Here is a 19,251-nt window from a genome sequence, read left to right as displayed (position 1 = left end):
GGCCCTCCGCGCCCGCCGCGGAGGGCCTTCGCCACGCCCCCGACCAGCACCGCAAACCCCCAGCTCGCCAACGTGACCGCCGTCTCCAGCCCCTCCCTGGGCCCGCCCCGCGACACCGTGTAAAGTAGTGCCGGTTCCAAGGTCTACGACCTTGAGAACGCCAATCAAGGGGCTTTGGCGCAGTTGGTAGCGCGTTTCCATGGCATGGAAAAGGTCAGGGGTTCGAATCCCCTAAGCTCCACCAGAATGAAAAACGGCATCGGCCTTTGGGTCGGTGCCGTTTTTGTGTGTTGCGGGCCCGGTCAGGCGGGTTCGGATTCGGTGAGGGCGGCGAGTTGGGCGGTGACGGTGCCCCAGCCTTCGGCGAAGCCGAGTTTCTCGTGGAGCTCGCGGGCGGCGGGGTCGCCGTGGCGGACGAGTACCTGGTAGCGGGTGCCGTCCGGGTGGTCGGCGAGCGTGATCTGGGCGGTCATGGCGACCGGCTGCGGTTGCGATGGGCGCCAGTCGCTGTCGAGGCCGTTGGTGAAGACGATCCGCTCGTTCTCGTCGGCGATGAGGAAGCACGCGTTCAGGTGCGGGACGAACGTGGTGCCGTCCTCGCTCATGCGGGTCACGAGCGCGCCGCCGGGGCGCGGTTCGAGGCGGTCGACGCGGCAGGTCATCGGTGCCGGAATCCACCACTGGGCGAAGCGGTCCGGGTCGGTCCAGGCGCGCCAGACGCGGTCGCGCGGGGCGCGGATGACGCGTTCGAGCGCCAGGTCGAGTTCGGGATTCATTGCTCCTCCTCGGGTGCGGTGACGAGGCGTTCGAGCCTGTCGGTGCGGTCTTCCCAGGTCCGGCGCTGCTCGGCGAGCCAGCCGTCGACGAGGTCGAGGCGTTCGCGCCGGAGCGCGCAGGTGCGCACCCGGCCGGACTTGACGGTGCGGATGAGGCCGTTCGCCTCCAGGGTCCGCACGTGCTTCATGAACGAGGGCAGGGTGATCGGGAACGCGCTGGCGAGGTCGCCCACGCTCTGGGGGCCGAGGCCGAGGCGTCTGACGACCTCTCGCCTGGTGGGGTCGGCGAGGGCCCAGAACAGTCCGTCGAGCTCCTCCGAATACTTTGCCATATGGCTAAGTATTGCTCGACCGGATCGTCAGTGCAAGGAAATCGGGTTCTTGATCTGCTCACAGCGAAACGGCCTGGTCTCGGGGGGTTTGGCGGTCCTACGATGAGGCATGGCCGACACTGCTGAACCGAAGCCGGACGGCGAGCCGCTCTGGCGCGACGCCCTCGGCGAATGCCTCCGGGACCTGCGCCACGACCGCGGCGAGAAGCTGACCGACACCGCGGGCCGGGCCGGGATCTCGCCGCAGTACCTCTCCGAGATCGAGCGCGGGATGAAGGACCCTTCGAGCGAGATGATCGCGGCGGTTGCCGGCGCTCTGGAACTTACTCTGACGGACTTGACTGTGGCCGTTGCCGAGCGGCTTTCCGTGCAGTTCACTGCTTCTGTGGCTGCGTATGTTCACCGCTCGGCTTACGCCCTGGCCGCTTAGCGCTCCTCCATCACCTGGTCGATGAGGCCGTAGTCCTTCGCCGCCTGCGCGGTGAAGACGCGGTCCCGGTCGGTGTCGGCGCGCAGCGCCTCGGGCGTCTGGCCGGTGTGGCGCGAGAGGATCGCCTCGATGTCGGCGCGCACGCGCACGATCTCGTCGGCGGCGAGGATGAGGTCGGGGATCGCCCCGCGGCCTTGCGCGGCGGGCTGGTGGAGCACGACGCGTGCGTGCGGCAGCGCCGCCCGCATCCCCTCGGCCCCGGCCGCGAGGAGGACTGCGCCGACCGCGACGGCCTGGCCGACGCAGGTGGTCGCGACCTTGGCCTTGATGTACCGGATCGTGTCGTAGACGCCGAGCATCGCGCTCGGGTCGCCGCCCTCGCAGTTGATGAAGAGGTTGATCGTGCGGTCGGGGTTCTCGGCGTCGAGGTGCAGCAGCTGCGCGACGAGCGCGTTCGCGACCCCGGCGTCGATCCCGGTGCCCAGGTAGATGATGCGTTCGCTGAGCAGGTACGAGTAGACGTCCATGATCCGCTCGCCGCGCTCGTTCTTGGTGATCACGTTGGGGATCGAGTAGGTGCTCATGCGGAGGCCCCCTGGAGGCTCAGGCCGATGCTGCGGCGCGCGGGCGGGGCGATCTCGTCGAAGGACGACACGATGCCGTCGATGAAGCCGTAGTCGCGGGCTTCGGTCGCGGTGTACCAGCGGTCGTGGAGCGAGTCCTCGAAGATCCGCTCGAGCGGCTGGCCGGTGTCCTCGGCGATGAGGCCGAGGACGGTGTCGCGGGTGTAGCGCAGGTCGTTGGCCTGCAGTTCGATGTCGACGGCCACGCCGCCGATGCCCGCGGAGCCCTGGTGCATGAGGACGCGCGCGTGCGGCAGGGCGCGGCGCTTGCCCCTGGTGCCGGAGGAGAGCAGGAACTGCCCTGCGCTGCAGGCCAAGCCGAGCGCCAGTGTGGACACCTCGCAGGGGAGGAGCCGCATGACGTCGCGGATCGCGAGCATGGAGGGGACCGACCCGCCCGGGGAGTGGATCCACAGTGCGATGTCGGCGGCCGGGTTCTCCGTTGCGAGGGACAGCATCTGCGTGGCGAGCAGGGTGCCGTTGTCGTCGTCAAGTGCGCCGTCGAGGACGAGCACGCGCTGCTGGTAGAGCTCGCGCCTGGCCCGGTCGTCGAACATCAGTGGTTTCCCGTTTTCACTCATGGGTCCACGATGCGGCGGAGCGGGACCGGCGCGCCACCGTTTCCGCCCGGGGCGGATCTGCTCTGAGCAGCGCGGCCGAAATCCCCCGGGCCGGGCCCTGCGCTGCTTAGGCTCCCGGCATGACCAGATGGATACGACACCAGCGTGCGTGCGCCGCCGCGGCGGCCGCGTTCGCCCTGCTCGGGGCCGCCGCGTGCGGCGACTCCGACGGCGGATCGGACAGCGGCCCCTACGGGACCGACCCCACTTCGGCATCGGAGTCGCCTACGGAAGCGCCGACCGCCGACGCGGCCGCCTCGCTCGCGACGGCCACCGACGACGACCACGGCGAGTTCCTTGTGGACAGCGACGGTTTCGCGCTGTACCTGTTCAAGACGGATGCGCAGGCCGACCCGACCTGCTACGACGCGTGCGCGGCGGCGTGGCCGCCGATGATCGCCGGTTCCGCCGACGTGGGTGCGAGCGGCGCGGTCGACGCCTCGCTCATCGGCACCGTGGAGCGCAGCGACGGCTCCATGCAGGTCACCTACAACAAGTGGCCGCTGTACTACTACGCGGACGATGACGAGCCGGGCGAGACGGACGGCCAAGGGCTGCAGAGCGTCTGGTACCTGGTGGCGGCGAACGGCGACGCGAACACCACCGACAGCTAGCGCGGGGAGCCGTCCGGTCAGCGCCAGCGGTAGCGGCGCTCCGGGCGGCCCCGCCCCGCGTACTTCAGGGCCACTTCGGCGCGGCCGGTCTCGGCGAGCTGCTCCAGGTAGCGGCGGGCGCTGACCCTGGAGATGCCGACCTGCTCGGCGCATTCGGCGGCCGAGAGCGAGTCAGGGGTCTCGCGCAGGGCCCCTTCCACGAGCTTCGCGGTCTCGTTGCTGAACCCCTTGGGCAGCATGGTGATCGGCCCCGTGGCGGGCCGGTCGAAGGCGCGGTCGACGTCGGCCTGGTCGCGGACGGCGGCGGCGGCAAGGCCCGCGCGGCGGTTCGCGTACTGCTCCAGGCGCTCGGTGAAGTCGTCGAAGCTGAAGGGTTTCAGCAGGTAGGAGACGACGCCGAGCCGCACGGCCGCGCGCACCGCCTCGGCCTCGCGGGCCGCCGAGATCACCATGACGTCGCATTCGTGGCCTTCGGCGCGCATGCGCGGCAGCAGGTCGAGCCCGAACACGTCGGGCAGGTACAGGTCGAGGAGCACCAGGTCGGGCCGGTGCTCGGCGAGGGCCGCCAGGGCCTCCTCGCCGGTGCGGGCGCACGCGACGACGCGGAAGCCGGGGGTGCGTTCGACGAAGCCGCGGTGGATGTTGACCAGCCGGAAGTCGTCGTCGACGACCAGCACATCGATCATGTCGGTTCCTTCACGGCGGGACGGTAGAGGAGCGGCAGGACCGCGGTGAAGCGGGCGCCCCGCTCGGTGTGCTCCAGGGCCACGGAGCCGCCGTGATGCTCGCACACGAGCCTGGTGAGCGCAAGTCCGATGCCGTGCTCGGCCGCGGCGGCCTTCGTGGTGTACCCGTGCTCGAAGACCTCCCCGGCGGTCTCGGGCGGGACGCCCGGGCCGGAGTCGTCGACGGTGATGCGAACGGCCCCTTCGTCTTCGCGAATCAGGACGCGCACCCAGGCGTCGGTGTCGGAGCGGCGCGGCAGGGGCGCGTCGCGCACGAGCCCGGCGGCCGCTTCGACGGCGTTGTCGACGAGGTTGCCCAGGACCGTGCCGACGTCGGCCGAGTCTTCGGCGGCGAGCGGCGCGAGGGCGCTGCCCGGGTCCATGTCGAGGCGGACGCGCCGCTCGGAGGCCTGCGCGGACTTCGCCATGAGGAGCGCGGCGATCGCCTTGTCGCGGATCGGCTCGGCGATGTGCAGGTCGAGGGACTGCCGGTGCCGGTTGAGCGCGTCGATGTACTGCACGACCTCGTCGTGCTCGCCGATCTGGATGAGCCCGGAGATCGTGTGGAGCTTGTTGTCGAACTCGTGGGCCTGCGCGCGCAGGGCCTCGGCGGTCGACCGGAACGAGCCGAGGTCGCGTTCGAGCTGCGCGAGCTCGGTGCGGTCGCGCAGGGTCGCGACCGAGCCGAGCGGGCGGCCGTCCTTGGCGACGGGCATGCGGTTGACGACGAGCACGCGGTTGCCCTGCAGGACCACCTGGTCGGCGCCTTCGGCGGTACCGGTGAGGACGTCGCGCAGGCGCGCGGACAGGTCGAGGTCGCCCAGCGTGCGGCCCACGGCCGTGTCCGGGAGGTCGAGGAGTCGGCGCGCGACGTCGTTGACGAGGGTGACGCGGTGCTGCGGGTCGAGGGCGACGACGCCCTCGGCGATCCCGTAGAGCATCGCCTCGCGGTGCTCGGCGAGCCCGGCGATCTCGCGCGGCTCCATGCCGAACGTCTGGCGTTTGATGCGCCGCGCGAGCAGCACCGACCCGGCGACGCCGAGCGCCGAGGCGATCCCGAGGTAGAGCAGCAGGTCGGGGCTGTCCCCGGCGAGCATCGCGCCCGCCGAGGGCACTTCCTGGCCGACGACGGCGACGCCCAGGACCTCGTAGGTCTCGTCGCTGATCACGGGCGCCTGCCCGACCAGTTCGGTCCGGCCGCCGAGCTCGATCTCGCCCCGCCAGCCGCGCCCGTCCAACACGCCCGTACCGAGCGGCAGCTCAGTGCCGATGAGCAGCGGGTTCGTGGAGGCCACGATCTCGCCTTCAGCGTCGGCGATCGTCACCGATGACACCTGCCAGCGTTCCAGGCTCGACTGGATCTCGGGAGCGAGCGTCTGCTCGGGCAGGGGCGCGGGGAGGCGGCCGCGCACCAGGTCGGAGGCGGCGAGGCTCTCAGCGAGCTGGGTGACGCGGCGGCCCTCCTCGATCGTGAAGAGCGCCTGCGATTGCGCGAGCGAGACGCCCGCGACGGCGGCGAGCACGAGGAGGATCACCGTCAGCTGGAAGGCGAGCAGCTGGCCGGCGAGCGTCGGGCGCTTCAGAGGGCTGAACACAATGAACTCAATGATCGTTACGGACACAAGGCTGACGCCGGGGCCGCGTCAGGGTGACCATCGTCTCTCACACCACCCTCGAAATGAAAGAGCAACGACGATGAAATTTCCCCGGAGGGCCCTCCTCAGCGCCGCGGCGGCCGTCCCCCTCGCCGCCACGGCCACGGCCTGCGGTCTCACCGCAGAAGACGGCGGCGGCGACGGCGGGCCGCTCACCGGTCTGCGGATCATGGTGCCCAACAGCCCCGGCGGCGGCTACGACACGACCGCCCGCTCCATCGCCCGCATCATGGAGGACGAGTCGATCGCCAAGGCCGTCGAGGTGTTCAACCTCGAAGGCGCGGGCGGCACGGTCGGCCTGCAGCGCACGGTCAGCGAAGAGGCGAACGGCAAGCTCGCCATGCAGATGGGCCTGGGCGTCGTGGGCGCCTCCTACACGCAGAACTCCGAGGCGAAGCTGACGGCGACCACGCCGCTGGCGAAGCTCGTCGAGGAGTCCGGGGCCATCGTCGTGCCCGCCGCGTCCCCGTTCCAGACGATCCAGGACCTGGTCGCGGCCTGGCAGGGCGACCTCGACGGCGTCACCGTCGGCGGCGGCTCCTCCCCCGGCGGCCCCGACCACCTGCTGCCGATGCAGCTCGCGAAGGCCGTCGGCATCGACCCGACCAAGGTCAACTACGTGTCGTACGACGGCGGCGGCGAGCTCCTGCCCGCGCTGCTGGGCGAGAAGATCGCGTTCGGCGCGTCCGGCGTGGGCGAGTTCATCGACCAGATCGAGGCCGGTCAGCTGCGGGTCCTCGCGGTCTCCGGCGCCGAGCGCGTCGACGTCGTCCCCGACGCGCCGACGTTCGGTGAATCGGGCATCGACCTGGAGTTCACGAACTGGCGAGGCTGGGTGGCCCCGCCCGGGATCGAGGACGCCGACCGCAAGGCCTGGATCGACGCGCTCACGGCGATGCACGACTCCGCGGCCTGGCAGGAGGAACTGGAGAAGCAGGGCTGGACCGACGCGTTCATCACCGGCGACGACTTCGGCGACTTCCTCACCGAGCAGGACGCCACGGTCGCCGCCACCCTGCAGGAACTGGGCCTGGCATGACCGTCGAGACCGAAGCGGCCGTCGAGGAGGTCGCGACGCCGAAGCGGGACCTCGCGCAGCTGTGGGTGTGCGGGTTCCTCGCGGTGCTCGGCGTCCTCGTGATCGTCGACGCCTCCCGCCTCGGCGGGTTCTCCGCGTCGAACGACCCGATCGGCCCGAAACCGGTGCCGATCATCCTCGGGGTGCTCTTGTTCGCGGTCGCGGCGTTCTACGCGCTCGACGTGCTGCGCGGCGGCCACGGCGAGGACGAGGGCAAGCACGCGGGCGACAAGTACGACTGGAAGACCATCGGCCTCCTGTGCGCCGTGTTCATCGCGAACGCGCTGCTCATCGACTGGCTCGGCTGGGTCATCTCCGGGTCGCTCCTGTTCTGGGGCGCGGCGATCGTGCTCGGCTCGCGCCGGTACTTCCTGACGCTCGCGGCGGCGGTCGTGCTCGGCCTCGCCACGTTCTACGGGTTCGCGATCGGCCTGGGCCTCGGCCTTCCGGCCGGCGTGCTCCAGGGAATCCTGTAGGGGGCTGGCATGGAGAACCTCAACTCGCTCCTCGACGGCTTCGCGGCGATCCTGACGCCGCAGAACCTGCTCATCGCGCTCATCGGCGTCACCATCGGCACGGCCGTGGGCATGCTGCCGGGCCTGGGCACCGCTATGGCGATCGCGCTGCTGCTGCCGATCACGTACGGGATGGAGCCGACCCAGGCGTTCATCATGTTCGGCGGGATCTTCTACGGCGGCATGTACGGCGGTTCGACCACGGCGATCCTGTTGAACACGCCGGGCCAGTCGTCTTCGGTGGTCACGGTCCTCGAGGGCTTCAAGATGGCGAAGAACGGGCGCGGCGGGCAGGCCCTCGCGACCGCCGCCATCGGCTCGTTCGTGGCCGGGACGATCGCGACGATCGCGCTCGTGTTCGTCACCCCGATCACCGTGAAGTTCGCGATCGGCCTCGGCGCGCCCGAGTACTTCGCGATCATGATGCTCGCGCTGGTCGCGACCGCTTCGGTGCTCGGCTCCTCGCGCATCCGCGGCTTCGCGTCGCTCCTGCTCGGCCTCGTCATCGGCACCATCGGGATCGACGCCGTGACCGGCCAGCAGCGTCTCACCTACGGCGTGCCGGAGCTCGCGAACGGCATCGACATCGTCGTGGTCGCCGTGGGCGCCTTCGCGGTCGGTGAAGCACTGTGGACGGCCGCGCGCCGCAAGAACGGCACGGACGAGATCATCCCGGTCGGCCGGGTGTGGATGGGCAAGAGCGACTGGCGCCGCTCGTGGGGCCCGTGGCTGCGCGGCTCCGCGCTGGGATTCCCGTTCGGGGCGGTCCCCGCCGGCGGCGCCGAGGTGCCCACGTTCCTGTCCTATGTGACCGAACGGAAGCTCTCGAAGCACAAGAAGGAGTTCGGGAACGGCGCGATCGAGGGTGTCGCGGGCCCGGAGGCGGCGAACAACGCCTCGGCGGCCGGGACGCTCGTGCCGATGCTCGCGCTCGGCCTGCCGTGCAACGCTACGGCGGCGGTCATGCTGGCGGCGTTCCAGACGTACGGCATCCAGCCGGGCCCGCTCCTGTTCGAGAAGGAGTCGGCGCTGGTGTGGACGCTCATCGCCGGGCTCTTCGTGGGCAACGCGATGCTGCTGGTGCTGAACATGCCGCTCATCCCGATGTGGGTGAAGCTGCTGCGCATCCCCAAGCCGTACCTGTTCGCGGGCATCCTGTTCTTCGCCTCGATGGGCGCGTACGCGACCAGCGGCCAGGCGTTCGAGCTGTACATCCTGATCGCGCTGGGCCTGATCGGGCTCGCTATGCGGCGCTTCGGGATTCCGATGCTGCCGATGATCGTGGGCGTGATCCTCGGCCCGATGGCCGAACGCCAGGCGCGCATGTCGCTGCAGCTCTCGGGCGGCGACCTGACGGGCCTGATCGGCGGGCCGGTGTCGTGGACGGTGTACGCGATCGTGGCCGTGATCGCGTTGTGGCCCTTGGTGTCGCTGCTCCGCCGCCGGGCCGTGCGCGACCGCGAGGCCGTCGCTGCTTAACTGCCAGAGGGGGAGGTGCGGGCCGGGGGCTTCCGGCCCGCACCTCGTTTTTGCTAACGGAGGGCGGCCTTCTGCAGCATCTCGGCCGGGCCGGTCGTGAAGCGGCGCAACCACAGTCGCGAGCCGACGAGCAGGACCGCGCTGATGCCGATCCACAGGACCACGACCAGCCAGGCGCTGTAGCCGAACCTCGCGGCGAGGCCGAGGCCCCAGCCGTAGCAGAGCGCCGAGGCGAGCACGTTCTGCAGGATGTACCCGCTGAGTGCGGTGCGGCCGAGGCTTTCGAAGGCGCCCATGACGATCCCGCGCCGCGCCTTCTCCACGATGAGCCCGACGAGGCCGATGTAGCCGAGCATGACCACGGGCGCGGCGACGTACCGCTCGAGGAAGAACAGCCCGTCGGGCCCGTTCATCACCGCGAGGTTGAGCGGGATGCCGATCCCGAGGCCCCACACCAGGAGGCGGCGGCGGATGCGGCCCCCGGCCGCGTCCCCTCCGAAGGCTCCGGCGCGGAAGAGCTTGACGCCCAGCATGAACAGGAACACCAGGAGCGGGAAGGTGACGACCGGTTCGATGCGGAACGCGAGGGCGTTGTCGAGCCGGAACTGCACCTGCTCCCACCAGGACCCGGAGGCGTAGAGCGCCTCGATCTCGGGGTCGGTCTGCTGCTCCAGGCCCGGCCCGGCAGTCATCGCGGCCGTGATGAGGCCCATGAGCGCCAGGTGCAGGCCGAGCGCGGTCCACATGACGATGCGCTGCGCCCGCTGCGAGCGCCGGAGCATCCAGGCCACGAGGATCGCGGTCACGGCGTACCCCATGAGCACGTCCCACGCGAACACGAGGACGAAGTGGACGGTGCCTTCGGCGAAGAGGAACAGGGCCCGCCAGTGGTACCGGCCCGGCCAGCGGCGGCCTTTCTTTTCGGCCGAGCGGAACTGGATGGCGAGGCCGACGCCGAAGAGCACGGTGAGCATCGACAGGAACTTGCCGTTGGTGAGCAGTTCGAAGAGCGCGCCGACGAACGAGTCGTCGGTGGTGGCCCCGGAACTGCCCAGCAGGGGCCCGGCCTCCCCGGCGGGGGAGGCGAAGATCCAGATGTTCGTGCCGAGCGTGCCGAGGATCGCGACGCCGCGGAGGACGTCGAGCAGCGGCAGTCGCTTCGAGGCTGGCGCGGTTTCGGCGGCCGGGGCCACCGCGGTAGAGGTGTGCATGTACTCAGGTTCGCGCGTCGCGGGGCCGAAAGAATCCTTCCGCGGCATGGACTTTCACGTGCGCAAAGGGCGACCGGAGGCGTATCTCCGGCCGCCCCGAAAGTCGGGGGTTCAGGTCCCGACTGCGACTTTGGTGGCAGCCAAGCGCTTCCCGCGCTTGGGTTTCCGGTCGAGCCACCACTGGGCGATCATCAGGTTGACGATCCAGCTCATCCAGATCGAGGCGACCGCGGCGTCCTCGATGAGCGCGTCCATGTCGCCGCCGTAGTAGCCGTCGAGGAACGGCATGAGCCCGAACAGGAAGAGGACCAGCCACACCCGGTTGACCACAATGGAAGTGCAGAGCGCGAAGCTGCGGATCATCCAGCGCCGGTGCTCCTGGAAGCGCCGCCGCCGGGCCGCGACGAGGCCGGCGAACGTCACGCCGAACCACAGCAGCGAGAGGAAGACGTTCCCGATCTTCCCGGCCGGGCCGATCACCGACACGATGCTCACGACCAGCGCGAACAGCCCCGAGGGCACGACGCCCGCGAAGACGTACACGCGGCCGGAGATGCGGTGGACCTTCGGGTGGTGCTGGCGCAGCCACGGCCAGACCTGCATCGAGCAGGTGATGATCGCGATGGAGCCGAACAGGATGTGCCCGGTGAGCATCAGGTAGTGCGTCTCGGGGAAGGCCTCCTGGAGCTCGACGAGCGAGTCCGTGGTGTCGAAGGTGAGGTAGCTGGGGAGGCGGGCCGCGACGAACAGGCCCACGATCACGAACAGCGGGACGATCCAGGGGCGGCGGTACCACTTCGGTTTCGCCTGTGCGGGCGGGGTTTCGGGTGCGGGTGCGAGGACGTGGGGCTCGGCCATGGGGTTCTCCGATCACGGGGTCCGATCGATGCGTATGCGATACGCTAATTAGCGTACATCATACGCACGACTGATGGGTGCCGTCGGTTTCCGGCCCCGACGTAGGCTGCTCGAGACCGAGCGAAGGGAGCGCGCCAGTGGGGAAAGCCGACTACGACCTGCTGTGGGGCGACACCGCCCGCCCCGGACGCGGACGCCCCGCCGGACTCAGCCGCGAGCGGATCGTCGCCGAGGCCGTCGCCATCGCCGATGCCGAAGGCCTGCAGAAGGTCTCGATGAAGCACCTCGCCGAGCGGCTCGGCAGCGGCGTCATGTCCCTGTACCGGCACATCCCGGGCAAGGACGAGCTCGTCATCCTCATGTACGACTCGCTCATGGCCGCGCCCGCGCCCCTCGCCGACGCCGACAACTGGCGGGACCTCCTGCGCCACTGGGGACTCGGCGTGCGCGACCTGTTCACCGCCCACCCGTGGGCGGTGGTCGTCGGGACCTCCGAACGCGCCATGGGCCCCGGCGAGGCCGGGTGGGTCGACGCCATGCTCGGGAAGCTCACCGCCGTCGGGCTCCCCGCCGAGCTCGGGCTCATCAGCGTGCTCACCGTCGACTGCTTCGTGCTTGGCGCGGTCCGCCCCGAGGTCGGCGGCAGCACCGACGGCGACACCGAGATGTTCCAGTTCCTCGCCGACCCCGCGATGCGCGCGCGCTTCCCCAACCTCGCGCGGCTCGCCGAACCCGGCTCCGCGTCCGAGGCCGCCATGGAGGACTACTTCGTGTTCGGGCTCGAACGCGTCCTCGACGGCCTCGAACGCCATATCGAGCAGCGGGTCTGACCCCGCTGTGCCCGAGAGCACCACCCGCCCCAGGGCTTACCGGCTCGCGGCGCGATTATCTTGGGCTGCATGACCGTCCAACGCGCCCTGGTCGTCATCGACGTCCAGAACGAGTACTTCACCGGGAACCTCCCCATCGCGTTCCCGCCCCGCGAGGAGAGCTTCGCGAACATCAACGCGGCCATCAATGCCGCCCGCGCCGCTGGCGTCCCGGTGATCGCCGTGCAGCACTCCTCACCGGAGACCTCCCCGCTGTTCGCGCGCGGCTCGCACGCCTGGGAGCTCCACGCCGACCTCGGCGCCCACGACCACCTCGTCGAGAAGGCCAAGGCCTCGTCCTTCCACGGCACGAACCTGAACGACCTGCTCGCGGGCGTCGACGTCGTCTCGATCGCGGGCTACATGACCCAGAACTGCGACGAGTCCACCGCCCGCGACGCCTTCCACCTCGGCTACGCCGTCGAGTTCCTCGCCGACGCCACCGGCACCGTGCCGCTCGCGAACGCCGCCGGGACCATGAGCGCCGAAGCCGTGCACAACGGCGTCCTCACCGTCATGCAGTCGAACTTCGCCACGGTCGTCACCACTGCCGACTGGATCAAAGCGGTCGAGAACGGCGAGGCCTTCGACCGACCCAGCATCTGGGCCAGCACCGCAGTCGCCCGCGAATCGTAAGCAGCGCAACGGGGGCCGGTCCTTGTGCGGACCGGCCCCCGATATTTCAGGAGAGAGAGTAAAGCCTTTATGCGGGCTGCAGCGCGGGCTCGCCCTTGCGGACGGGCTCGTCCGAGCCGTCGAACGCGGACTCGGCGTCGAGCGGCACCGGCGCCGCGTCGTACACCTCGCGGTCGAGGATCTTCTCCGACTTCGCCACGATCACCGGCACCACCATCTGCCCGGTCACGTTGGTGGCCGTGCGGATCATGTCCATGATCGGGTCGATCGCCAGCAGCAGGCCGACGCCCTCGAGCGGCAGGCCCAGCGTCGACAGCGTCAGGGTCAGCATCACCGTGGCGCCGGTCAGGCCCGCCGTCGCGGCCGAGCCGATCACCGAGACGAACGCGATGAGCAGGTAGTCCTGGATGCCGAGCGGCACGTCGTACACCTGCGCCACGAAGATCGCGGCGATCGCCGGGTAGATCGCGGCGCAACCGTCCATCTTCGTCGTCGCGCCGAACGGCGACGCGAACGACGCGTAGTCGCGCGCTACGCCGAGGCGCTCGGTCACGATCCGCTGCGCGAGCGGCAGGGTGCCGACCGACGAGCGCGAGACGAACGCGAACTGGATCGCGGGCCACGCCTTGCGGAAGAACTGGATCGGCGAGACCTTCGCGACCAGGCGCAGCAGCACCGGGTAGACCACGAGCATCACGATGAGCGCGCCCGCGTAGATGTCGATGCTGAACACCGCGAGCGGCTCCAGCAGGTCCCAGCCGTACGCGAACACCGAGTTCCCGATGAGCGCCGCGGTGCCGAAGGGCGCCAAGCGGATCACCCACCACAGGGCCTTCTGGATGAGCGCCAGCGCGGAGGCGTTGAACTTCAGGAACGGCTCGGCCTTGTCGCCGAGCTTCGCGGCGGCCGCGCCCACCACGATCGCGAGGAACACGATCTGGAGGACGTTGACGTTCATGAACGCGTCGACCACGTTGGTGGGGATGATCCCGGTGAGGAAGTCGGTCCAGGAGCCGGTGGTCTCCGGGGCGGCGGCCGAGCTCGTCAGGGTCACGCCCTGGCCGGGGTTGGTGGTGAGGCCGATCGCGAGGCCGATGGCGACCGCGATGGCCGAGGTGAGCGCGAACCAGCCGAGGGTCTTGGCGACCAGGCGGCCGGCGTTCGCGAGGTTGCGCAGGTTCGCGATCGAGGCGACGATCGCGGTGAACACCAGGAACGGGACGATGAGGAAGAGCAGCTGCACGAACAGCGTGCCGATCGTCTCGAGGGTGGTGCCGAGCCAGGCGACGGACCATTCGCGGGCGACGTACCCGAGGACGAGGCCGAGCGCGAGGCCGATCAGGAGCTGCCAGGCGAACGGGATCTTGAAGCGTTTGCGCCGCTTCGTGTCGTTTGCTGCCGCGGTTGCGGACATGGTGAACCTCTTTTTTGCGGACAGCACGCGGAGGGCACCGCTGTGCTGCGGGAATTACCAGGGAAACGCTGGGGTGGGCTCAAGGCCAGCGGGGAAGGGAGTCATCGGCGAGCCCGCCGGTGAAGAGGTTCGTGCTAACGACAGAGCACCGTGGACACGCGGCAGAAGTCGAGGTGACGCCTGCGTGTCAGGTGCTGGTTCGTAATCGTGTAGCGCATCGCCCGCCAACGGTAGCGGTTCTCGCATATCGGGCGCAAGGGTCAGTGAGAGACCGCATACGGGACCGCGAGTGGGAATAAGGGCCCGACCTGCGACTAGATTCGGGGAGTGCCTGACTCTCCGTCTTTGCGCCGCGCGCTGCGCGGCATCTCTGTACCCGCTCTGGTCGCGGTGGCTGCGGGCGGCGCGATCGGGGCGGTCGCCAGGTACGGCCTCAATGTCGCCTTCCCGTTCGAGCCGGGCGAGTTCGACACGGCCACCTTCATCGCGAACACGGTGGGCGGGTTCCTCATCGGGGTCCTGATGATCACGGTCACGGAGGTCGCGCCGGGTCTGGGCCGGATACGGCCGTTCGTCGGCGTGGGCATCCTGGGCGGGTTCACCACGTTTTCTACCTACATCGTCGACATCGGCCAGGCCGCGAACGCCGGGGCGACCGCGCTCGGGGTGGTCTTCGCGTTCGCGACGATGGCGGCGGCGCTGTTCGCGGCGGCTTTGGGGATGTTCGCGACGCGCCGTCTTCTAGTGCGAGGCCGCTCATGACCCTGCTGCTGGTAGCGGCCGGCGCGGCCGTCGGCGCACCGGCGCGATTCATCACCGACTTGGTGGTCGCCAACTACGCGGGCCGGTTCCTCCCCTGGGGCACCTTGATAGTCAACGTCTTCGGCTCGGGTCTGGCCGTGTTCCTGGTGGTCGCGGTCGCGGACCCAGGCTGGTCGGCGCTGCTGGTGACCGGCTTCTGCGGAGCGCTCACCACGTACTCAACCCTCTCGTACGAGACGCTGCGCCTAGCAGAGGAAGGCCGCTGGCACCACGCCCTCTGGAACGTGGCGGCGAACCTCGCAGGAGGTCTAGGCGCAGGCCTCCTCGGCTTCGCCCTAGCGCACCTGATCACCGCCTAACCACCGCCGCACCGCCCACCTCCCCTTCCCGATCCCGACACGCGCCGCCGCCGCCAAATGCGCGTTTCAAGCACCCCCATGCCCGACGATCGAGGTCCTGCCAAAGCTGCCGGTCGGGCGCCGGGGTCGCCCGGGGCCCGACCGGCGCGACTCGAAGGGACCCCTGATGCCCGGCTCCCGCGCGCTCGCGCAACGATCCGCACGCTCCCGCCGACCGGCCGCGTTCGTCGCCGCCGCGATCGCGCTGCCGCTCCTCGCCTCCTCTGCCCCTGCGGCGCAGGCGACTCCGGACGAGGGCCCGTCCCAGGTCTGGCTCGTCGAGCTCACCGAAGGCGCGGGCGCCTCGGCGCTTGACACGGCGGCCCGCGGGCTCGACTACACCGTGAGGCACGACTTCTCCCGGGTCTGGAACGGCATCTCGGTCGAGACCGACCCGGCGACCGCCCGCCGCCTCGAACGGCTCGACCTCGTCGAGGAGGTCTGGTCCGACGTCCTCCTCATGGGCCCCGCCACGACCGCCGACACCGGGCAACCCGAACTGGCTCAAGCGATCCAGACCACCCGCGCAGCGGACGCGCACGCCAGGGGCGTTACCGGCGAGGGCGTCAAGGTCGGCATCATCGACACCGGCATCGACTACACCCACCCCGACCTGGGTGGCTGCTTCGGCCCCGACTGCCGGGTCGCTTACGGCACCGACTTCGTCGGCGACGACTTCGACTCCGACGACCCCGAGCACGCCGAACCCGCGCCCGACGCCGACCCGGCCGACTGCGGCGGCCACGGCACGCACGTCGCGGGCATCGTGGGCGCGAACGGCAAGGTCACCGGCGTCGCCCCCGACGTCGAGTTCGGGGCTTACAAAGTCTTCGGCTGCAACGGTTCCACGAGTTCCGAGGTCATCATGCAGGCGCTCGAAGCGGCGCTCGTCGACGGCATGGACGTCGTGAACCTCTCTCTCGGCCAGTCCTTCCAGTGGCCGGAGTACCCGACCGCCGTGGCCGCCGACAAGCTCGTCGAAGAGGGTGTCACCGTGGTCGCCTCGATGGGCAACGACGGCGAGGCCGGGGTCTACTCGGGTTCGTCGCCGAGCCTCGGCTCCGAGGTGATCGCCGTGGCCTCGACCGACAATCCGAAGCAGCGCATGGACGCCGCGTTCGTCCCGGCCCTGGACCGCAGCGTCGGTTTCCGCACCGTGGACGACACCGCCGAGCCGACCGGCACGACCGACCCGCTCGTGTGGTTCGGCCGCGCCTGCGCCGACGATCCGTCCGAAGGGGACGTTTCCGGGAAGACCGCGCTCATCGTGCGCGGCACCTGCACGTTCAAGGAGAAGTACGCGCGGGCCGTCGCCGAGGGCGCTACCGCGGTCGTCATCTACAACGACCGCTCGGGTCCCTTCGGCGGCAGCGGCATCGAGGACGGCCCGGTCCCGGCGCTCGCCCTCACCGACACCGACGGCGCGGACCTGCACGACCTGGCCGCGATCGGCAAGGCCCCGGTCCTGGAGTTCACGGGCGAGACGGTCCTGGTCGACCTCCCGCGCGGCGGCTTCGCGTCCTCCTTCACCGCTTACGGTCCCGCACCGGACCTCTCGTTCAAACCGGACGTGACGGCCCCCGGCGGCGGCATCTGGTCCACTGTGCCGGTCGCCGACGGCTCGTACGAGTCCCTTTCCGGCACTTCGATGTCGTCCCCGCACGTCGCCGGGGCGGCCGCGCTCCTGCTCGACGCCGAACCGCGCCTGGAGCCGCGCGACATCCGCACGCGACTCGCCAACTCCGCCAAGCCGGTCGCGTGGGGCGAGAACCCGGACCTGGGCGAACTCGAAGCGGCCCACCGCCAAGGCACCGGCGTCATCGACGTGATCGACGCCCTCGACGCCCGCGCCTGCCTCTTCCCCACCGGCGTCAACACCGGCGACGGCACGGCCCCGCGCACCTTCGAGCTGCAGCTCAAGTCCCGCGACGACCAGACCCGCACGTACGAACTCACCCACCAGTCCACGATCGCGACCACGGGCGACGAACGCGCCCCGGACTTCGTTGCGGCCGAACCCAAGGTGACCTTCGAGCCGAAGACCCTGGACCTGTACCCGGGCCAGACAGCAACAGTGCAGGTCACCGTCGAACCGAGCGCCGACCTCCCCGCAGGAACCGTCTTCGGAGGCCGCATCACCGCCCGCCCGGAAAACGGCGAATCACTGACCGCCGCCTACTCCGGCTACCAGGGCGACTACCTGGCGATCCCCGTCCTCGAACACCCCGAATTCCCGCGCCTCGCGGCCATCGTCGGACAGGACCCGGAAACCCACCAGTTCGACTACCGAGACCTGGAAGAGGGCGAGACCTTCAGCCTCGCCGAGGGCCCGGACCTCGCCGCACTGGTCTTCCTCGGCCACCAAGTGTCCGCAATGGAGGTCAGCGCCGAGAACGCCGACACCGGCGAAGTCATCGAATGGGAACGCGAGCAGTACCTCCAGCGCTCCCCCGGACCGAACGACGCCATGGGCATCCACCTCCAAGACCTCGCCGAACAGCGGCCCGCCGCTTTCAAACCGGGCCAGTGGACCCTCCACGTCAAGGTCTTGAAAGCCCTTGGCGACGAGGCGAATCCGGCCCACTGGGAGCACTGGCAATCCCCGGTGTTCACCCTCACCAAGTAGCACGCACCGAAGTAGGCGGGGTGCGCCGAGACCGGAAGCGGTCCCGGCGCACCCTGCCGCGTAATGCGGTCGGTCAGTCGACCGGGGCAACTCGAATCAGGTTGCCGTCAGGATCGGCGACCACGAAAGTGCGACCGAAGACCTCGTCGACCGGTTCCGCCACCACCCGTACGCCTTTGGCCGTCCAGGATTCGTAGAGCGCGTCGACCGACGCGGGAGCGCCTTCGACCGCCAGGCACAGTTCGCTCGTGCGAACCGACGTCGCGGCCAGATCGACCTCCGATCGGCTCCACAGCGCGAGTTGGATTCCCGAGGCGAGGTCGAACGCGACGAAGCCCGGGGTCTCGAAGACCGGCTCCATGTCGAAGAGGTCGCCGTAGAAGCGCGCCGCCGCGGGGGCGTCGCTGACGTAGACGATGAACTGGTTCGGTCCGGGCATCACTGCTCTCCTTCGATGTTGTCGAAGGCGCCACCGTAAAGGGGAAACATGCCGGGATCTGTCATGTTCACTGCGAACATGGAGAAGTGACTCCCGAAAGGTTCTTCTCCCTGCTGCTCGCGCTGCAATCGCGGCCCGAGACGACCGTGGCCGCGCTCGCGGACGAGACCGGCGTCTCGGCCCGCACCGTGATCCGGGATCTCAACTGGCTGCAGGACGCCGGGTTCCCGGTCCTCATGCGGCGCGGCAAGTACGGCGGCGTCTTCATGCTCCCCGGCGGCACCTTGGACGCGGCCCGGCTGACGCCCCACGAGCGCGAACACCTGACGCTCACCGGCCTGGACGACGACCAGCGACGACGACTCGGGGTCGAACCGGTCACCGGCCGGGCCCTCCGCAAGGTCGTCGGCGCCCGACCGCCCGAGGACCTGCTGCCGATCGGCGACCTCGTAGTCAGCGACAACCGACCGTGGTTCGGGCGCGAACCTGCAGGCGTGACGCCCGCGCAGCTCATCGGCGACCTGCGCCGCGGCGTGCGGCTCCGCGTCGAATACCGGCGACCAGTCGAGACCGCGACCCGCAGGACCGTGGACCCTTACGGGCTCTTGGCGAAAGGCGGACGCTGGTACCTCGTCGCCGACGAGTCCGGCGAACCGAAGCTGCTCAACCTCCAGCGCATCGCCGCATGGGAACCGCTCCGCACCGCCCGGCGGCTGCGCCCCGGAGCCCGCCTCGCCTCCATCGCTGCTGAACTGACCTCTGGTTGGGAGGCCAAGGGCGACTTCACAGTCCGCCTGCTCATCAAGGACTACCAGGTCCCGCGCGCCGAGCGAATCCTCGGCAGCCGACTCACGATCGCCGAGCCCGACGGGCAGGGACGCACTTCGGCCGTCCTGCACTGCCGTGAACTGGAGGACGTGCGCCAACTTCTCCAGTTCGCCAACACCGTCACCGTCCTCGACCCACCCGAGGCCCGCCGCCGCATCAGGGAACTGGCACAACAGATCCTCGACCACTATCAACCAGCGGACTGACCTCGCCGTGGGGGGGGGGGGGGGGGGGGGGGGGGGGGGGGGGGGGGTTGTTTTTTTTTTGTTTTTTTTTTTTTTTCGTTGGGGAGGGGGGTCTTTTTGGCGTTTTTTTCTCAAGAAAACAAGTGGCAGTGGTTTTCCCCCCCCCCCCCCCCACCCC

General features: G+C 69.8%; 21 protein-coding genes and 1 tRNA gene. 12 read left to right on the top strand and 10 right to left on the bottom strand.

What is annotated here, in order from left to right; all coding sequences use genetic code 11:
* Positions 1–168 precede the first annotated feature (168 nt).
* Positions 169–244, top strand: a tRNA-Ala gene (locus ACZ60M_RS18070).
* 58 nt (positions 245–302) lie between these two features.
* Here ACZ60M_RS18070 and ACZ60M_RS18065 read toward each other — a convergent pair.
* Entirely contained in the window at positions 303–776 is a 474-nt protein-coding gene (locus ACZ60M_RS18065) for an SRPBCC domain-containing protein (protein WP_465419458.1), read from the bottom strand.
* Positions 773–1,108: an ArsR/SmtB family transcription factor gene (locus ACZ60M_RS18060; RefSeq protein WP_465419456.1), complete on the bottom strand. Its 336-nt coding sequence runs from the start codon at positions 1,106–1,108 to the stop codon at positions 773–775. The genes ACZ60M_RS18065 and ACZ60M_RS18060 overlap by 4 nt, the downstream gene beginning before the upstream one ends.
* A 109-nt stretch (positions 1,109–1,217) precedes the next feature.
* On the opposite strand from ACZ60M_RS18060, the gene ACZ60M_RS18055 reads away from it, so the two are divergent.
* Positions 1,218–1,538 (top strand): helix-turn-helix domain-containing protein, encoded by a 321-nt coding sequence (locus ACZ60M_RS18055; RefSeq protein ID WP_465419455.1) that lies wholly within the window; start codon positions 1,218–1,220, stop codon positions 1,536–1,538.
* Here the strand turns inward: ACZ60M_RS18055 and ACZ60M_RS18050 are convergent.
* Together ACZ60M_RS18050 and ACZ60M_RS18045 are read right to left on the bottom strand one after the other, a co-directional pair.
* Positions 1,535–2,122: a ClpP family protease gene (locus ACZ60M_RS18050; RefSeq protein WP_465419453.1), complete on the bottom strand. Its 588-nt coding sequence runs from the start codon at positions 2,120–2,122 to the stop codon at positions 1,535–1,537. The two genes, ACZ60M_RS18055 and ACZ60M_RS18050, sit on opposite strands and share 4 nt — an antisense overlap.
* On the bottom strand, positions 2,119–2,742 hold the full coding sequence (locus ACZ60M_RS18045; protein WP_465419452.1) for a ClpP family protease: 624 nt from the start codon (positions 2,740–2,742) through the stop codon (positions 2,119–2,121). The genes ACZ60M_RS18050 and ACZ60M_RS18045 overlap by 4 nt, the downstream gene beginning before the upstream one ends.
* Before the next feature lie 119 nt (positions 2,743–2,861).
* Here ACZ60M_RS18045 and ACZ60M_RS18040 point away from each other — a divergent pair, with 119 nt between their 5' ends.
* A complete protein-coding gene (locus ACZ60M_RS18040; RefSeq protein ID WP_465419450.1) occupies positions 2,862–3,395 on the top strand; it encodes a COG4315 family predicted lipoprotein in 534 nt (177 codons plus the stop codon).
* A 17-nt stretch (positions 3,396–3,412) separates the two neighbouring features.
* On the opposite strand, the gene ACZ60M_RS18035 is transcribed toward ACZ60M_RS18040, so the two are convergent.
* Both ACZ60M_RS18035 and ACZ60M_RS18030 read right to left on the bottom strand, forming a co-directional pair.
* A complete protein-coding gene (locus ACZ60M_RS18035; RefSeq protein ID WP_465419448.1) occupies positions 3,413–4,081 on the bottom strand; it encodes a response regulator in 669 nt (222 codons plus the stop codon).
* Positions 4,078–5,715 carry a sensor histidine kinase gene (locus tag ACZ60M_RS18030; protein ID WP_465419446.1) on the bottom strand — a complete coding sequence of 546 codons (1,638 nt, stop codon included), beginning with the start codon at positions 5,713–5,715 and terminating at the stop codon, positions 4,078–4,080. Before ACZ60M_RS18030 ends, ACZ60M_RS18035 begins: the two co-directional genes overlap by 4 nt.
* A 100-nt stretch (positions 5,716–5,815) precedes the next feature.
* Between ACZ60M_RS18030 and ACZ60M_RS18025 the strand changes: the two genes are divergently transcribed.
* Genes ACZ60M_RS18025 through ACZ60M_RS18015 form a run of 3 tightly spaced genes read left to right on the top strand, consistent with a single transcriptional unit; the run spans position 5,816 to position 8,847 of the window.
* Positions 5,816–6,814: a Bug family tripartite tricarboxylate transporter substrate binding protein gene (locus tag ACZ60M_RS18025; RefSeq protein WP_465419444.1), complete on the top strand. Its 999-nt coding sequence runs from the start codon at positions 5,816–5,818 to the stop codon at positions 6,812–6,814.
* Positions 6,811–7,329 carry a tripartite tricarboxylate transporter TctB family protein gene (locus ACZ60M_RS18020; protein WP_465419443.1) on the top strand — a complete coding sequence of 173 codons (519 nt, stop codon included), beginning with the start codon at positions 6,811–6,813 and terminating at the stop codon, positions 7,327–7,329. Before ACZ60M_RS18025 ends, ACZ60M_RS18020 begins: the two co-directional genes overlap by 4 nt.
* A 9-nt stretch (positions 7,330–7,338) precedes the next feature.
* A complete protein-coding gene (locus ACZ60M_RS18015; protein ID WP_465419441.1) occupies positions 7,339–8,847 on the top strand; it encodes a tripartite tricarboxylate transporter permease in 1,509 nt (502 codons plus the stop codon).
* 53 nt (positions 8,848–8,900) lie between these two features.
* Here ACZ60M_RS18015 and ACZ60M_RS18010 read toward each other — a convergent pair whose 3' ends face one another.
* Positions 8,901–10,058 carry a DUF418 domain-containing protein gene (locus ACZ60M_RS18010; RefSeq protein WP_465419439.1) on the bottom strand — a complete coding sequence of 386 codons (1,158 nt, stop codon included), beginning with the start codon at positions 10,056–10,058 and terminating at the stop codon, positions 8,901–8,903.
* Positions 10,059–10,169: 111 nt separating this feature from the next.
* The gene (locus tag ACZ60M_RS18005; protein WP_465419437.1) at positions 10,170–10,916 is read right to left on the bottom strand and encodes a DUF2306 domain-containing protein; all 747 of its coding nucleotides are present in this window, start codon (positions 10,914–10,916) and stop codon (positions 10,170–10,172) included.
* A 137-nt stretch (positions 10,917–11,053) separates the two neighbouring features.
* Between ACZ60M_RS18005 and ACZ60M_RS18000 the strand changes: the two genes are divergently transcribed.
* Entirely contained in the window at positions 11,054–11,746 is a 693-nt protein-coding gene (locus ACZ60M_RS18000) for a TetR/AcrR family transcriptional regulator (protein ID WP_465419435.1), read from the top strand.
* Positions 11,747–11,815: 69 nt separating this feature from the next.
* Positions 11,816–12,421, top strand: coding sequence for an isochorismatase family protein (locus tag ACZ60M_RS17995; RefSeq protein ID WP_465419433.1), 606 nt, complete (start codon positions 11,816–11,818; stop codon positions 12,419–12,421).
* A gap of 67 nt (positions 12,422–12,488) precedes the next feature.
* Here the strand turns inward: ACZ60M_RS17995 and ACZ60M_RS17990 are convergent, their stop codons facing one another.
* On the bottom strand, positions 12,489–13,835 hold the full coding sequence (locus ACZ60M_RS17990) for a dicarboxylate/amino acid:cation symporter (protein ID WP_465419431.1): 1,347 nt from the start codon (positions 13,833–13,835) through the stop codon (positions 12,489–12,491).
* A 327-nt stretch (positions 13,836–14,162) separates the two neighbouring features.
* On the opposite strand from ACZ60M_RS17990, the gene ACZ60M_RS17985 reads away from it, so the two are divergent.
* The 3 genes from ACZ60M_RS17985 to ACZ60M_RS17975 all read left to right on the top strand — a co-directional run bounded on the left by ACZ60M_RS17985 (position 14,163) and on the right by ACZ60M_RS17975 (position 17,621).
* Positions 14,163–14,597, top strand: coding sequence for a fluoride efflux transporter FluC (locus ACZ60M_RS17985; protein ID WP_465419429.1), 435 nt, complete (start codon positions 14,163–14,165; stop codon positions 14,595–14,597).
* Positions 14,594–14,956: a fluoride efflux transporter FluC gene (locus ACZ60M_RS17980; protein ID WP_465419427.1), complete on the top strand. Its 363-nt coding sequence runs from the start codon at positions 14,594–14,596 to the stop codon at positions 14,954–14,956. The genes ACZ60M_RS17985 and ACZ60M_RS17980 overlap by 4 nt, the downstream gene beginning before the upstream one ends.
* A gap of 166 nt (positions 14,957–15,122) precedes the next feature.
* Entirely contained in the window at positions 15,123–17,621 is a 2,499-nt protein-coding gene (locus ACZ60M_RS17975; protein ID WP_465419426.1) for a S8 family serine peptidase, read from the top strand.
* 73 nt (positions 17,622–17,694) lie between these two features.
* Here ACZ60M_RS17975 and ACZ60M_RS17970 read toward each other — a convergent pair whose 3' ends face one another.
* Positions 17,695–18,060: a VOC family protein gene (locus ACZ60M_RS17970; protein ID WP_465419424.1), complete on the bottom strand. Its 366-nt coding sequence runs from the start codon at positions 18,058–18,060 to the stop codon at positions 17,695–17,697.
* An 86-nt stretch (positions 18,061–18,146) separates the two neighbouring features.
* Between ACZ60M_RS17970 and ACZ60M_RS17965 the strand changes: the two genes are divergently transcribed.
* Complete coding sequence (locus tag ACZ60M_RS17965; protein WP_465419423.1) at positions 18,147–19,094, top strand: helix-turn-helix transcriptional regulator; 948 nt, start codon at positions 18,147–18,149, stop codon at positions 19,092–19,094.
* Positions 19,095–19,251 lie beyond the last annotated feature (157 nt).

Source organism: Glycomyces sp. NPDC050141 (assembly GCF_055586545.1).
Note: the sequence above shows the minus strand (reverse complement) of the source record. Positions and strands in the feature narration are given on the sequence as shown.